The sequence below is a fragment of the Homoserinimonas flava genome (assembly GCF_054969005.1).
The window spans coordinates 1,139,643-1,154,246 of record NZ_JBUEQS010000001.1 but is presented as its reverse complement, the minus strand read 5'-3'; the positions used below and the strand labels follow the sequence as shown (position 1 = coordinate 1,154,246).

General features: G+C 63.7%; 16 protein-coding genes and 1 pseudogene. 11 read left to right on the top strand and 6 right to left on the bottom strand.

What is annotated here, in order from left to right:
- The first annotated feature begins 259 nt into the window (after window positions 1–259).
- From ACY48M_RS05495 to ACY48M_RS05480, 4 genes and pseudogenes are all read left to right on the top strand, one after another.
- Window positions 260–1,428: pseudogene (locus tag ACY48M_RS05495) on the top strand (IS3 family transposase).
- A 148-nt stretch (window positions 1,429–1,576) separates the two neighbouring features.
- The gene (locus tag ACY48M_RS05490) at window positions 1,577–2,476 is read left to right on the top strand and encodes a hypothetical protein (protein WP_462819217.1); all 900 of its coding nucleotides are present in this window, start codon (window positions 1,577–1,579) and stop codon (window positions 2,474–2,476) included.
- A 702-nt stretch (window positions 2,477–3,178) separates the two neighbouring features.
- Window positions 3,179–4,078, top strand: a complete 900-nt coding sequence (locus tag ACY48M_RS05485; protein WP_462819216.1) for an arginase family protein — start codon at window positions 3,179–3,181, stop codon at window positions 4,076–4,078.
- 41 nt (window positions 4,079–4,119) lie between these two features.
- Window positions 4,120–4,716 (top strand): putative glycolipid-binding domain-containing protein, encoded by a 597-nt coding sequence (locus ACY48M_RS05480; protein ID WP_462819215.1) that lies wholly within the window; start codon window positions 4,120–4,122, stop codon window positions 4,714–4,716.
- A 79-nt stretch (window positions 4,717–4,795) separates the two neighbouring features.
- Here the strand turns inward: ACY48M_RS05480 and ACY48M_RS05475 are convergent, their stop codons facing one another.
- The gene (locus ACY48M_RS05475; RefSeq protein WP_462819214.1) at window positions 4,796–5,476 is read right to left on the bottom strand and encodes a hypothetical protein; all 681 of its coding nucleotides are present in this window, start codon (window positions 5,474–5,476) and stop codon (window positions 4,796–4,798) included.
- Window positions 5,473–6,084, bottom strand: a complete 612-nt coding sequence (locus tag ACY48M_RS05470; RefSeq protein WP_462819213.1) for a TetR/AcrR family transcriptional regulator — start codon at window positions 6,082–6,084, stop codon at window positions 5,473–5,475. Before ACY48M_RS05470 ends, ACY48M_RS05475 begins: the two co-directional genes overlap by 4 nt.
- Window positions 6,085–6,272: 188 nt before the next feature.
- Between ACY48M_RS05470 and ACY48M_RS05465 the strand changes: the two genes are divergently transcribed.
- Genes ACY48M_RS05465 through ACY48M_RS05455 form a run of 3 tightly spaced genes read left to right on the top strand, consistent with a single transcriptional unit; the run spans window position 6,273 to window position 7,873 of the window.
- Window positions 6,273–6,665, top strand: coding sequence for a PadR family transcriptional regulator (locus ACY48M_RS05465; protein WP_462819212.1), 393 nt, complete (start codon window positions 6,273–6,275; stop codon window positions 6,663–6,665).
- A complete protein-coding gene (locus ACY48M_RS05460; protein ID WP_462819211.1) occupies window positions 6,653–7,522 on the top strand; it encodes a hypothetical protein in 870 nt (289 codons plus the stop codon). Before ACY48M_RS05465 ends, ACY48M_RS05460 begins: the two co-directional genes overlap by 13 nt.
- Window positions 7,523–7,576: 54 nt before the next feature.
- A complete protein-coding gene (locus ACY48M_RS05455; RefSeq protein WP_462819210.1) occupies window positions 7,577–7,873 on the top strand; it encodes a DUF2277 domain-containing protein in 297 nt (98 codons plus the stop codon).
- Between the two features lie 49 nt (window positions 7,874–7,922).
- Here ACY48M_RS05455 and ACY48M_RS05450 read toward each other — a convergent pair whose 3' ends face one another.
- Window positions 7,923–8,372, bottom strand: coding sequence for a hypothetical protein (locus ACY48M_RS05450; RefSeq protein WP_462819209.1), 450 nt, complete (start codon window positions 8,370–8,372; stop codon window positions 7,923–7,925).
- A gap of 129 nt (window positions 8,373–8,501) precedes the next feature.
- On the opposite strand from ACY48M_RS05450, the gene ACY48M_RS05445 reads away from it, so the two are divergent.
- Window positions 8,502–9,299, top strand: coding sequence for an alpha/beta fold hydrolase (locus ACY48M_RS05445; protein WP_462819208.1), 798 nt, complete (start codon window positions 8,502–8,504; stop codon window positions 9,297–9,299).
- Window positions 9,300–9,349: 50 nt separating this feature from the next.
- Here the strand turns inward: ACY48M_RS05445 and ACY48M_RS05440 are convergent, their stop codons facing one another.
- Window positions 9,350–10,402, bottom strand: a complete 1,053-nt coding sequence (locus ACY48M_RS05440; RefSeq protein ID WP_462819207.1) for a serine hydrolase domain-containing protein — start codon at window positions 10,400–10,402, stop codon at window positions 9,350–9,352.
- 156 nt (window positions 10,403–10,558) lie between these two features.
- Between ACY48M_RS05440 and ACY48M_RS05435 the strand changes: the two genes are divergently transcribed.
- The 3 genes from ACY48M_RS05435 to ACY48M_RS05425 are packed head-to-tail and all read left to right on the top strand — an operon-like array spanning window position 10,559 to window position 13,427.
- Window positions 10,559–11,224 carry a DUF4956 domain-containing protein gene (locus ACY48M_RS05435; RefSeq protein WP_462819206.1) on the top strand — a complete coding sequence of 222 codons (666 nt, stop codon included), beginning with the start codon at window positions 10,559–10,561 and terminating at the stop codon, window positions 11,222–11,224.
- Entirely contained in the window at window positions 11,221–12,024 is an 804-nt protein-coding gene (locus ACY48M_RS05430) for a polyphosphate polymerase domain-containing protein (protein ID WP_462819205.1), read from the top strand. Before ACY48M_RS05435 ends, ACY48M_RS05430 begins: the two co-directional genes overlap by 4 nt.
- The gene (locus ACY48M_RS05425) at window positions 12,021–13,427 is read left to right on the top strand and encodes a CotH kinase family protein (RefSeq protein WP_462819204.1); all 1,407 of its coding nucleotides are present in this window, start codon (window positions 12,021–12,023) and stop codon (window positions 13,425–13,427) included. The genes ACY48M_RS05430 and ACY48M_RS05425 overlap by 4 nt, the downstream gene beginning before the upstream one ends.
- Before the next feature lie 14 nt (window positions 13,428–13,441).
- Here ACY48M_RS05425 and ACY48M_RS05420 read toward each other — a convergent pair whose 3' ends face one another.
- Entirely contained in the window at window positions 13,442–14,026 is a 585-nt protein-coding gene (locus ACY48M_RS05420) for a TetR/AcrR family transcriptional regulator (RefSeq protein ID WP_462819203.1), read from the bottom strand.
- Complete coding sequence (locus ACY48M_RS05415) at window positions 14,014–14,577, bottom strand: TetR/AcrR family transcriptional regulator (protein WP_462819202.1); 564 nt, start codon at window positions 14,575–14,577, stop codon at window positions 14,014–14,016. The genes ACY48M_RS05420 and ACY48M_RS05415 overlap by 13 nt, the downstream gene beginning before the upstream one ends.
- Window positions 14,578–14,604: the final 27 nt, after the last annotated feature.

The following is a 14,604-nucleotide window of genomic DNA, read 5'->3' as shown; positions in this document are numbered from 1 at the left end:
CGGCTCGATCCACGACCTCACACCCGTCGAGTTGGAGCACATCGACTACGCTCTGATCGAACCCCTCGAACGAACGGGTTGACACCAGCAATACGCTCTCCAGACATGCCGGGGCGATTCAGAGCAACTCGTAACTCTTCTGACCGCACTCGGTGGACGATGGGGACTGCTGAAGGTTTAGGTGACTCCTTGACCTGCCCTATGGGTTAGTTACCACTTTCGCTGTGGTGATCAGTGCCTGAACTGAAAGGCTCTGATCATGCCAAAGCCCTACCCGCCCGAGTTCCGAGCGCGGGCAGTTGCCCTCGTGAAGGCTGGCCGCCGCGTCTCTGACGTCGCCTATGACCTTGGCGTCAGCGCCGGCGGGCTTAGCAGCTGGGTCCGCCAGGACCGCATCGACCGCGGCGAGATCCAGGGGATCTCGACGGCCGAGAATGCCCAGCTGCGCGCCGCCCGAAAACGCATCCGTGAGCTCGAAGAAGAGGTCGTCATTCTTAGGACCGCCGCGACACTTCTCGGTCAGGACAAGCCCCACCCAAAAGGATTCACCCGGTGATCGACACCCTCGTCGCCGCCGGGCATCCCGTCCTGACCTGCTGCCGGGTGCTCGGGGTGAGCAAGCCCGGCTATTACCGGTACAAGCATCGCCCGCTGGCGCCGACGAAGATGCGACGCCAATGGCTCACCGGCTTGATCCAAGAAGTGCACACGGCCTCCCGGGGAACCTATGGCTATCGCCGTGTCCACGCGGAACTCACGATGGGCCTGGGCGTCAGCGTCAGCAGCCGCCTCACGTTCCTGCTGATGCACAACGCCGGAATCTACGGGCTCCCCGGCCCGGCACGAGTCAAGCGCCTCCGTGGAGTCGTGACCTCCGATGATCTCGTGAACCGGAAGTTCAACCGGGCCGGCCCGAACGAACTCTGGGTCACCGACATCACGGAACACCCCACGAGAGAGGGCCGGCTCTACTGCTGCTGCGTACTCGACACCTACAGCAGACGCATCGTGGGCTGGTCAATCGATTCCAGCCCCGACACCCGGTTGGTCATCAACGCGCTCGACATGGCACTGAAGAACCGCGACCCGAAGCCAGGCGGAGTGGTCCACGCTGATCACGGAACCCAGTTCACCTCCTGGGCCTTCGGCGACAAGATCCGCTCCGCCGGGCTCATGCCCTCCTTCGAAACCGTCGGCGACGGACTCGACAACGCGATGATGGAATCATTCTGGTCATCAATGCAGATCGAACTGCTGGACCGAAAGAAATGGAACACCCGGGTCGAACTGGCAAACGCGATCTTCGACTACATCGAGATCTTCTACAACCGCCGCCGACGCCACTCCAGCGTCGGCTACCTCACCCCGATCGAGTTCGAACTACGCTCAGACCCACCATCCATCCCACGCCTGATCGCCACGAGCTAACTGGTAACCAAACCGTGGGGCAGGTCACCTGACCATGGGCCAATTGCCCGAGCGACACCGACCAGGCACGCAGTGGACAACGACCTAAGGCCAAGCGTGGAGCCACGACCTGAAGCTCATGGGTCGGCAAATCATCGGAGACTCATAAATGAGTGTGAAAACGCAGCTCGATTACGATCGCTGGCGGAATCTCGTCGTCGAGACGCAGTACGCCACCGAACTGATCGTGGGTGGCATCCGCAAGATTTGCGAGATACCTACTGAGACAGAATTCACCGGGATCATCGGATACTCCGAGAAGTATCCGCTCAACATCGCGCTCCACATGTACACGAGCGGGCTTGAGCGACTCTGCAAGTTGACGCTCGCCTGTTACGGCTTTCTTGAGGCCGGTGAGTTCAGTAAGGTGCAGAAGTACTCCCATCGACTTTCGCGTTTGCTCGACGCTGTCGAGGCGCTCGACCTGGGCAAGATCAAGGCAGACGCGCCACAGTATCCTTCCCGACCTGACGATGAGTTCGGCGATGAACTCGTCTCTTGGCTCGAACGGTACACATCAGGTATGGGGCGATACGAGATCCTTGATTCCCTCTCGGATGGTCAGGTCGAAGTCATCACCTGGGACAAGTGGCTTGAACTGTGCGCCATCGGGACCGTGTCGGACGGCATCAAGCAGAACATTGCATTGCGCTATGCGGCAATGAGAGCGATCAGACATGCGATTGGCGAACGGGAACTGGAAACGTCAGCGTCGGGAATCCTCGAGGTACTCGATTCGCCTCTGTCCGAGGGATCCTCCGCAGTCGGAGTCGCGATGTATCGCCGAGCGCGGTGGGTCGCGTCGGCGCTCGCAGCGCTCACTCATTACACGCATCAGGGGCTGCCGATCCTAAGCGAGGTGCTCTACGTTCTTCTCAACTCATCCGAACTCTTTTACTCGATACACATCGCACTCCTCGCAGACAACGAGGTGGTGAGCGAGGAACTAGGGGAGTACTACGGGCTGCACGATGTCGATGGCGATGATGATCTCGATGACCTCGACTAAACGAGTCGCCTGCTTTGTCGTTCCGGTCTTGTTCGCGGGAGGGAGGCCGACTCGAGGTACTCGCGGACCGTCTTCCGATCCCGTGCGGCCGACCTCGCGATGCCCGTAGCGCTTTACGTTCGAGGCGAGCCGGAGGAAAAGAGGAAAATTTGGAGGGGCGTGGAGGAAAACGCTTTCCAGGTTCTGGAATCGACCCCGTGTTTCCGGGGCACTTTGAGTTCTTGGAACAGCCCACCAAAGGGTCGAAACAAGAACCGTCCCAAATACCCTGTGAGAAATCCCTTCCGCACACATTCGGGAGGGATTTCAACGTTCTCGGAGGGGTCCAACTCAGGCGGCAGAGGTTCGTTCGCGGATGCGACGCCTTGAAGCCACTACGTCTTCGATCTCGACGAGATGACGTTCACACGGCACCCCGGTCGGGACTGCCGAAGGTTTAGGCGACGGGCGAGAGGGCCGCTTCAGAAGCTCTGCGGCAGGAGTCCGTAGGCCATGTGCAGCGGCGCAGCAGACCACGGCGGTGCATCCGCAAGGGTGCGGATGCAGACGTAGCAACAAACTTGTCGTCATTCGGGCCTCAGGCCAGCGCGGCGCCTCAGGCTCGGCAGCGTTTCTCGGGCTGGCCTCGGACGGACAGCAGTATTGGGTCAAGCCCCCGTGGAACCCAAGCTGTCAACGAGGAGCCGCGAGAATAGGAGTCCAATGAAGATGACCGTGCTGGGTGTGCCGAGCAGTGCAGGTGCGTATTGCGTGGGCGTTGAGCGAGCCCCCGCCGCGTTGCGGGATGCGGGCCTTGTCGAGGCGCTGCGTGCGGCAGGCGCGGAAGTTGTTGACGCGGGCGATCTGACGACGCGCACGTGGTTTCCTGACCGCGAAAGCCGGTATGCGCAGAATCTGGGCGACGAGGCGGATGCGATGGTTGAGCTCGCCGCCGCTGCGGCCGGGCTGCTGGTCGGGGGTGAACGGCTGCTCGTACTTGGCGGTAGCTGCACGGTAGCCGTCGGCATGTGCGCTGCGATGGTGCGCAGCGGCGAGCGCCCGCGCGTTATCTACGTGGACCGGCATCTGGATCTCAACACGCCGCGCTCGACCACGGAGGGCTCGCTCAGCTGGATGGGTATGGCGCACGCGTTGGCGCTCGACGGCACCGCCCCCGAGCTGTCAGACGCGACTGGCCACGCGCCGTTGCTGCAGCCGTCGGACCTCGTCTACCTCGGAGTCGACGTGACGCGAGAGACGACCGATTGGGAGCGCGAACAGGTTATTGAACTCGGTCTCGCGATCGTCGATCAGGCGACGCTGTGCAACGACCCCCGAGGCGCTGCACGCCGTGCGCGCGGCACCCTTACTCCCGGCCCATTCATGGTGCATCTCGACGTCGACGTCCTCGACTTCCTCGACGCGCCGATCGCCGAGAACGTTAACGGGCGCAACAGCGGACCTACGATCGAGCTCCTCGAGCAGGCCCTCGTTGAACTCCTGCACGATGCCGATTGTTGGGGGATGTCGCTCGGGCAACTCGATCCGGCGCACGCTTCAGCAGATCCCAGCGCACTACCAAGGCTCGTGTCGACGCTCGCAACGGCACTGACCTTTACGTAGGGTTTGAGCGACACTGCATGATTTGGGACGAGACTGATCCCATGACAAATCGTCTTGTGTCGTGGGTAGGAATCGATGACGCTACACGGGTCGACCAAGCCCACGTGGAGTTGAATGCGACGTCGATGCGCGCGATTGGAAGCGCTCGTGCTCAACACTTCGCGTCGAGCTGGGAACTGGATGTCGCTGATGGATGGGTTACGCGAGCGCTTCGTGTGACCACGCGAGGGTTCGGTTGGGCGCGCTCCTTGGAACTTACTCGAGCGGATGAAGGCACGTGGAGTGCTAAATCAGACGCGTGGGGTGACACGGATCTGGCGCTGCCGGGCCTTGCAGACCCGGACGGCCTGAGCGGTGCGATCGATTGCGATCTCGGGTTGTGCCCTGTCACCAATACGATGCCGATCCGTCGGCTGGGTCTCCTCGAGAACGACGTCGACGAAACACCGCTCATCATGGCCTGGGTGGAGGTGCCTTCGTTGCGCGTGCTGCGCAGTGACCAAATATACGCCTCCGGTCCAGCGAGCGATCGACGCCGCGTCCGGTACGCAAGTTCCAGCAGAGACTTCAGCGCATACCTCACGGTGGACGCCGACGGTCTCGTGATCGATTACCCGACCCTCGCACGCCGCGCATAGCGACGGGCTCATCCAGCTGTCATCGCTCAATCGGTCGCGGAAGGTGCCCTGATGAGGGCAATCTTCGCCAGGGCCGACATCAATCGTTGGTTCCAAGCTGGGGCTCGGCACTCCGGTTGGATGCTCTGGCTCGCCACACCGCCATAGCGAGCCAGAATGTGGCGACGGCCGTTGCGAGACCGTGTGCGATTCGGCCTGCGGGAGGGATGAAGAACTGGGGCAGATACAGTGCGATCATCGCGGCGAGTGGCGCAGCTGAGAACCGTGGAAGAACTCCACCACGCCAGACGGCGATTGCCATGGTGACCGCTCCCGCCGCAATCAAGAGCAGGCCCACCCCGAAGGCTGAGATTTGGACTGCCCCGTTGCGGATCGCTTCCGCGATTTCCATGATCGTCGATTCGTCGCCGGCGACCGCGTGCAGCGCGAAGGTCTCGGCGCCGTAGTAGAGCAGCGTCAGCCCGACACCTGCCCAGAGCAAAGGGAGTGTTGCACGTGCAGCGGCGGCTCCTGGCGTTGCGAGGTGTGCATCGCGCACGGGGATGGCACCGAGTGCGAGCAGAACAAAGGCGACCGCGCCCACAACATGAGCCGCTACCCACCATGGCGACCCGAATGCTTCAACGAATCCCGCCGCGGTGTCGAGCTTGTCGGACCAAGGGCGCAGCAGAGGAAAGAGTGCGAAAAGCACACCGCTGCAGGCAAGGGCTGCGGCGGCAGTGCGGCTGCCGGGGATGAAATCGCGGGCAATGCGTGTCATTGAGGCTCCTCCGTGTGTGATGTGGTGGGTGGCAGCGTCGACAGGAAGCCGTCGACCATTCGCTGGAAGCTCTCATCGATGTCCTCGGAGAGACCGAATCCGCCGCTCGTCTCGATATCGGCGAAGCCGTGCACCATGGCTCGCAAGCTCCGCGTGACATGGATCGCTTCGGTGCCCTCGATGCCGCACCCGCGCAGCACCGCGAGGATCAGTTCAAGCTGTCGCTGCGCGACCTCGGCGATGCGCGGGTCGTGCAGCGGGTCGGCTGGAACCGCGGCATACCGGTTTGGATGCGAGGTGGCGTAACCGCGGTAGGCGTGCATGAGCGAAGCGACAGCATCCGCTCCGCTGCGACCCACTGCGGCTGAGGTGAGCGTCTCAGTGATCTCTGCCAATACGCGCTCGGCCACCGACGCCTGCAGTGCGGCGAGACTGGTCACATGCTTGTAGAGGGACGGACCTCGCACGCCTGTGCGTTCGGCGATGGCCGACATTGTCAGTGCCGCAACGCCGTGCGCATCGATCTCGGCGAGAGCGGCGGTGGTGACCGCGTCGGGGGTGAGCTTCGTGCGCGACGTCGCCGAGGTGGTCATGCGGCTACGATTCATAGCTGAAACGCTACATTGAATAACTTCCGCAGGCAACGAATAAGCAAAGTGCTGTCCCGGGCTCGCCGGGTCGGTCACGCTTCCCTCGGAAGAGAACTCACGGGTTCTGGATGCGAAACCAGGAGTTCCGCCGCGCATGCGCGTGACGCCCTTGTGCGAGTCTTGTCACGCAAGATATCATTCCTCGCATGCCTGATTCGACCACAAGTACCCAGTTGCGGCGGGGGGTCATCGGCCCGTGCATTCTCGCGTTGCTCTCTACCGGACCCCGGTACGGGCTGCAGATCGTGAACGATCTTGATGCGGCAGGACAATTGCTCGCGAGTCACGGCACCGTGTATCCGTTGCTCAACCGCCTCTTCGAGGCAGGCTCTGTTAGCAGCTACTGGGAGGTGAGTGAGGGGGAGCGACCTCGTCGCTACTACCAACTCACTCCTGCGGGTGAACGTGAGCTCGCCGTGTTCCGCGACGATTGGTCGATATTTTCCGGAGCTGTCGACCTCCTCCTTGCTCACTCGTCGAGCGGTATGCCAGTCGAAGGCGAGCACCCTGTGGAAAGCGAGCTGCCGTGGAGACCGTGACCGATCACCCCGCCGTCATCGAATACCTTCGGCAGTTCGACGCGGCCTCTGTCGACATTCCCGCGCACCGTCGGCGTTCCCTTCGCGAGGACATTGCGACGCACCTGCGCGACGCCATACCGGTGACAGCGTCCGCTGCTAATGCAGCGGCCGTCATTGACAGCTTCGGCGACCCGTTAGAGATTGTCGCCCAGGAGTCGAGTGCGCATCATCCACCCTCGGAGCGCGCTCTGCGCAGGGGAGGCGGGTGGCTCGTCGTGCTGGGGTCGTCGCTCGCGCTGGTTGTCGCTCTCGTGCTCGCCGTGGTGTTCGTGCTGCAGTCGTTTCAGAACGAGGAGGCAGGCCTCGTTGAGCAAGGGGATGACCTCGGCTCGGGGGACTCCGGCGTGTGGTCAGTCGTCAATGCGACGCCGGAGGGGCCCGCCCGCGTCACCGAAGGGACCGCGTACTTCGAGTACCTGAACGCGATAGAGGCAATGTCTGAACCTCTTCCGGCGGGGGCCGAGTATCCGACTGGAGTTCCTGAAGACTTGGACTCGGGCACGACCGAGGCTGGCATCGTGCAGTCGGGCCTAGGCGACGTTGTCGCTCACTTCACCTGGTTGTGCGCGTGGGAGTTTGAGTATCTCGTCGCCGTGAGGGAGGGTGATGACCGCCGCCAGGTCGACGCCGAAGCGATGATCGCGAGCTGGGGAGAAAGCGACTTCTACGAAGCAATGGGCGACACTGACCGCGGCTGGGTCACGAATGTGGTGGAGCCGATGAGCTACGGAGACGCCTCGGGCGTCCGAAGCGACGTGCTTCAGACGTGCTCCCAGGCGGGCATCCGCAACGTCCCGGTGGATGGATCGCGCTAAGGGTGCCGAACGCACCCTTGGCCGCCCCGCGCGACGGCGAGTATCCTCGCTCGCATGTGCCGCAACATCCGCGTTCTCCATAATTTTGAGCCACCGAGCACCGACGACGAGGTGCGGGAGGCCGCGCTGCAGTTTGTGCGCAAGGTCAGCGGGTCCACCCACCCGTCGCGCGCGAACACCGAGGCGTTCGACCGCGCGATCGACGAAATCGCCCTGGCCACACGGCGCCTGCTTGATGGCCTTGTGACGAACGCTCCGCCGAAGAATCGTGAGGTCGAGGCGCTCAAGGGGCGTCAGCGCCACGAGCTGCGCATGGAGCGAGAAGTTCGGATTCGTACCGCCGTCGAATGACATGATTCCGAAATTGGCTGGAGGCACCGCGACACCTGCGAGTGGCAGGTCAGGAAATCTTCGCTGTCCCCGCCGCCCTGCGAATGTGCTCCGTCACCGTCTTCTCTGTCTCGGGAGTGAGCGCGAGCAGGGCGAATGATGTGACCCAGAGCTCGCCGTCGTCGAGCTGTGCGGCCTCCTCGAAGCCGAGGGTCGCGTAGCGGGTGGTGAACTTCGAGGCGGCTTTAAAGAACACGACGATCTTGCCGTCGCTGTCGGCATAGGCCGGGAATCCATACCAGGTCTTGGGCATGAGATGCGGGGCGACTTCCGAGACGATTCGGTGGATTCCCTCCGCGAGCTTGCGATCGTCGTCGGGCATGTCGGCGATCGCCGCCTGCACGGCCGCCTCGCCCGCGGCGCGGTTCTTGCCCGCCTTCTCCTCGGCGCGAAGTTCGGCCGCGCGCTGCTTGACGGCGTCGCGCTCCTCCTTGGACAGCCCTGCTGGTTTCTCGGCCATGGTCATCTCCTGCTCGGTGTTGTTGCGGCACTCTCCGGCCCACGATCACGATACGGCTCGCGGGCCGCGCACGCTTCTCGAATCCTGATCCATCTGGACAGGGCAGAGGGTGCCGGGTAGCGTCCAGCCATGACTGCACCCACTCCGAACTCCTCCACGGTATCTTCCGCGGATGGCACCCCTATCGCCTTCGAGCAGGTGGGGGAGGGGCCGGCTGTCGCGATCGTGAATGGTGCGCTCTCGACTGGGGCGGATGCGGCGGGTTTCGCATCCGCGCTCGCCTCGGTGGGCTTGCGAGCGGTCACGTGGGATCGCCGCGCCAGAGGGTCGAGCGGTGACGCTCCTGCTTCGACTCCCGAGCGTGAGGTCGAAGACCTTGAGGCCGTGATCGACGCTGTTGGGGGCGACGCGGCAGTGTTCGGCCACTCCTCGGGGAGCATCCTGGCCCTGTTCGCCGCATCCCTTGGGGTGCCGATCAACGCGCTGTTCCTCTCCGAACCGCCGTTTCGCTTCGGTGTGGACGAGCCTCCAGCGGATCTTGCCGAACGACTGCAGCGTCTCGTCGACGCGGGCGAGCCAGCGGAGGCTGTCGCGACATTCCAGCTGGAGGGTGTTGGCCTGCCGAAGGAGATGGTCGACCAGTTCCGCGCAAGCGGGCAGCTCGCGCAGCTCGCCTCGCTCGCCCAGTCGACGGTCTACGACATTGCACTGGTGACGCAGGTATCGACCCCGACGCCCGCAATGCTCAGCGTTTCGCAGCCGGTGACCGTGCTCCGTGGGGAGCAGACCTTCCCACTCCTCATCGCGGGGGCCGATCGACTCGCCGCCGCGATCGAACATGCTGAACTCGTGATCGTGCCCGAGTCGGTCATGCACGGAGTCAACCCGGCGGCCACGGCCAGAGTCCTGCGGGAGCGCATTCACTGAGCAGGGGTGGTTCACGAGGCGGGCGCTGCAGGCGGTTCACCGCATTTCGGTCACACGTGCAGCCGGGCCAGCCCCTGAGCGATGCGGATGTGCGTCTGAAAGCTGGCAACCATCTTACGCGTGCCGTGGAAGTTCAGCACAACCACGGCATCCTGTTCCGGATAGCGAAAACAGTGGGTGCCGAGGACTCCGATGTGGCCAACCGGGCGCGGCAGCCCCCGAAGCAGCGGCATGAAACCCTCGAAGCGCAGCTGCATAGCCCCGAGCCCATAGTGGATGCCCGAGCGGAATCGGTTTCGGGCCGTGCCCATGAGCGCGGCGTCATCGGGATGCACGAGCGTGCCGTCACCCAGGGCCACGGCGAGACTGGCCAGGTCGTCGAGGGTGCTGACGATTCCGCCGCCAGCCCAGTCGCAGCTGACCGACGCAAAGCCGGATGCTTCGGTGCGGTGCAACCAGAACGGGGCGATCGTCGCCGGGCCAGGTTCGCGCAGCCAGAGCACACTGTGCTCCATGCCCGCCGGTTCGAAGATGCGGCGACGCAGCAGGTCGGTGAAACTCTGCCCTGTGCGCTCCTCCAGGATGCGGCCGAGCAGCACATAACCGGTATCTGAATAGGCGTAGCGGCGCCCAGGTTCGGCGAGCGGGCGCTGCTGCTCACGGCTGAACGCGAGCAGGTCGCCCGGTTCGAATCGGCGAGCCGGCTCGTCGAGCACGAGGTCAAGGAAGGTCGGCCCACTGGTCACTGGGCCCTCGAAGTAGTCGGCGACGCCCGAAGTGTGGTCAAGCAGCTGTTCGACGGTGGCGCCCGGGGTGGCAAAGAGGCCGTCGATCTCGCTCGTCGGCAGGAGCTGCTCGATCGGCGCATCCAGGCCAAGGTCACCCGCGCGATGCAGCTGGAGCGCAAGGGCGGCGGTCGCGAGCTTGCCGACCGACGCACTGTGAAAGGGCAGGTCTCGATCTCCCGAAGCGAATTCGAAACCGGGCGCTCGAACCAGCACCTGGGGCGCGGGCAGCCCGCGTCGAGCGCGACGGGCGGCAACCCGCGTTAGGTGCGAGTCCAGTGAGGCGGCGAACGCTGTGGTGCTGAGAGGTCGAGGCACGGCTGGTCCTTTCGAGGCGAGCACACTCTGACAGGTTCGTGGGGCGTGCGAAAGGGGGGAATCGCCGCCTATGGCCCAGATTCAGATGCCCCCCATAGGTGGGTCACAGGTTCGTCGCCCACGGTGAATTCGCGGTGAACGAACGGAGACCATTCAGTGAACGAAATCATCCTGGCGGGCGTCAACCTTGTGGCCATCGCCATCCTCACCTTTGGCTTGTACCTTCGGCGCCATCGGCGACGTGATCTCGCCGTCGCATACCTCGGCATCAACATTGGCGTTTTCGCGGTTGCCGTGGCACTCAGCGGCGCGAATGCGGGCGTGGGGCTTGGGCTTGGGTTGTTCGGCGTGCTGTCGATTATCCGCTTGCGCTCCAACGAGCTCGAACAACACGAGGTTGCATATTACTTCTCGGCCCTCGCCATCGGCCTCATCGCCGGGCTCGGAACCGATCCGCTCTGGCTCGCCCCCGCGCTCATGGGGCTCATCCTGGTCGTCATGTTTGTGGGCGATCACGCCTGGATGCTTCCCACCTACCGACATCAGACCGTCATCCTTGATCGAGCCATGCCGCATGAAGACGAGTTGCACGCCCGACTCGCGGAGTTGCTCGGCGCAACAATTCATTCTGCGACGGTGCAAGAACTCGACCTCGTCAACGATCGGACGATCGTCAGCGTGCGGTACTCCCAGTCGCGCACGCCGGCGCCGAAGCAGGTCGGCCCGCCACCGCCCGCAACCGCTCTGGGCCCCGACACCGGGCTCGACCCCACTCGGCGACACGGCAGCGGCCAACCCGCCCAGGTCTCGAGCGCCTCATGACCACGATTCCGGATGCTCGGCCACTCGCCCTCCCCGACACCATGCCAACCGTCGGCCTCGACGAACTCAACGCCGAAGCGGCCCTGCAGACGCGTGTCGACCGCAAGTACGTCTTGGACGAGGCGCTCGCGGTGCGGATCCTGCTCACGGTGCCAGCGGACATGCAGGTGCTCGAGATGTCGGGGCTGCGCTCGTTCACCTACGACTCCGTCTATTTCGACACCTCAGGGCTGGACTCCTATCTTTCTGCCGCCTACGGCAGGCGCCGACGCTACAAGATTCGAACGCGTACATACGTCGAGAGCGAACTCAGCTTCTTAGAGGTGAAAACCGAGGGCGCAAGGGCCGCCACCGTGAAAGAGCGGATTCCGTATGCTCTCGAAGATCGCAAGCGCATCACCGATGTCGGGCGTGCGTACATCGAGGAGGCATTGACCACCACGGTCGGTGCCGCGCCAAGCGGCGCCCTCCAGCCCGTCATCGAAGTCGGATACGCGCGCACCACGCTGTTCCTCCCCGATTCCGCCAGCCGTGCCACCGTCGATACGGGCGTGACCTGGCGTGTGCCTGGCCGACGCGGCTGGATGCTGCGCGGAAAGGTGGTGCTTGAAACGAAATCCGGCTCCACCGCCGGCCCGCTCGACCGCCACCTGTGGAGCTACGGAGTGAGACCCTGCCGAATCTCAAAGTTCGCCACCGGGCTCGGCGCGGTCCGCCCCGAACTGCCGGCCAACCGGTGGCATCGCACCGTGATGCGCGAACTGACGTTGCAGCCAGTAACCCTAGGAGCCTCGACATGACACGACAGTCCACTTGGTCCGCAACGACGCGGACGGCCGGGCGATGGCAGCGAAGCACGGCAGCCGTTGCCGGAATCGCGCTCGTGGTGGCGCTCGCCGGGTGTTCAACGCTCGAAACAGCTGAGACCGAAGCATCCGCCACCGGAGCGTTCTTCAGCGAGGAATCGGTGCACACCATCGACATCGAGTTCGACGACGCCGACTACGAAGCGCTGCTTGCCGACTATCGCGACACGGGCGAGAAGTCGTGGCTTTCGGCGACCGTGACCATCGACGGCACGACCTATGAGGATGTCGGCCTGCGACTCAAAGGCAACTCAAGCCTCATGGGCATCTCCTCGGGCGATGATGCGGCAGAGGATGTCCCGTGGCTCATCCGGCTCGACAAGTATGTCGACGATCAAGAGCACGAGGGGCGCACCGACATTGTTCTTCGCGGCAGCAGCAGCGAAACCTCGCTCAACGAGGCTGTCGCGCTGGACCTCATCGGCGCCGCGGGTCTCACGACCCAAGACGCTGCGGCCGTCAGGCTCAGCGTCAATGAGGGGGATGAGGTGTTGCGGCTCGCCGTCGAGAATCCGGATGATGAACTCTGGAATGACGACGAATTCGGTGACGATGGCATCACGTATGAGGCCAACAGCGGCGGCGACTACAGCTATCGGGGTGACGACCCGGCAGACTACGCAGAGGCGTTCGAGCAGAAGTCCAGTGGCAAAGAAGATCTCGAACCGCTCATCGAGTTTCTTGACTTCATCAACAACTCGAGCGACGAAGAGTTCGCGGCCGATCTCGACGAGCATCTCGATGTCGATGCCTTTGCCACCTATCTCGCCGTCCATACGCTAGTGAACAACACCGACGACATCGATGGGGCCGGAAACAACTCATATCTGCGCTACGACGAAGCAACTGGCCGAATGACCGTGGTCAGTTGGGACTTGAACCTCGCGTTCGGGCAGACGCCGGGGGGAGGGATGGGGCGCCCAGACGGGGCCGAAATCCCGGAGGGAGTCGAAATTCCCGAGGGCGGAGAGATCCCCGAGGGATTCGAGATCCCGGAGGGGATGGAGCCGCCAGAAGGGGTGGAGATCCCGGAGGGAGGAGAACTCCCCGAAGGATTCGACATCCCAGAGGGTGGCGGGGCCCCCGGAGTATCGGGTCGTGAAAACGCACTCGCGAGCCGCTTCACGGAAAACTCGGAATTCAGTGCCCTTGTTGACGAGAAGACGGCGGAGCTGCAGGAGGAGCTCTATGACTCCGGACTCGCTCAGGAGATCTTGGACGGATGGACCGAGCTGTTGACGGAGGAGGCATCCGATCTGGTCGATCCAGAGGTTGTCGCCGACGAAGCCGACGACATCGCTGCGTACTTCGAATCTGACGCAGAAGAGACCGGGTGACGCTGACCGCCTCGCTAGGCGGCCCGGTCGCGGATGGGGTCGAGTTGCGCTTCCGCTGCAGCCATCGCTGCGTCGGCGATATCCCGGCCATCCATGCCCAACTCCCGGCGCATGGTTACCCAGGTCGCCGACGAGTCGAGGTGGCACAGGGCCGCCACGATGAGGCGTCGTTCGTGCTCGGGCAGCGACGGAACCTCGTTGCGCAGCATCATGTCGAAGCGATGCCGGTGCGGTGCCGGCTCCGAACCGTTCACGCCGCGCATCGCGGTCTCTGCGACGACGTGCGCGAGCTCCGGACGCCGACCATACGCCTCCATCGCCTCGCGAATCGCGATCGGTACATCAAAGATGGACTCCGACTCGTGCCTGGTAAAAATCGTCTGCTCGATCCACGCCGACGTCGAGAGAAGCAGATCGACGCGCGTCGGGTAGTACCTGAAAATGGTTCGCTCGCCGACTCCTGCCCGCAGCGCAATGAGACGAAACGAGATGTCGTCGGTGCCGACCTCCTCGATCAATTCGGAATACGCCGTGAGGATGGCCGTGTGGGTCGACGAGAGCATCGGCGCCGGATCAGAGTCGAGCGCTAGGTGGTCCAACTCGACACTTTCGCCGTCGCGAACACTTGGAGCATGGCGCGATCGAACGCCTCATAGGTCTCATCAGCACTCATGTCGAACCCGGTGCGCATCCGAGCCCAGAAGATGGGGGAGGCGAAGTATCGGGCAGCCGCGGCGATCCGCAGTGTGTCGCGGCGGTTCAGCGTTGGAGCCACCCTCTCGAGCATTGCAAAGATCGCTGTGCTGATCGGCTCCGATGGTGCGTCGGTCGTGGGCGAGAGCGCCGCCCCGCGCGCCGCAACAATCGCGCAGCCGCGGGCTCTGTCATAGGCCCGGAAACGATCGCGCACCGCCTGCCGGAACTCTTCGGGCGTGCAGAAATCGGGGAGCGGGAACTGCTCGGCCTCGATCCAGCTCGCCAGCGCCTCCAAGAGGTGCGACCGGGTCGGGAAGCGGCGGTAGATCGTGCGCTCGGAGAGCGCGGTGGCTTCGGCGAGATCGAGGTAGGAGATGTCTTCGAAGGTGTGCTCGCGCAGCAGCGCGACCGCGCTTTCGAGGATTGCGACCTCGCTGTCGACTGGCTTCTCCATCACCCCTCCTTCTTGCCCGGCGCCAAC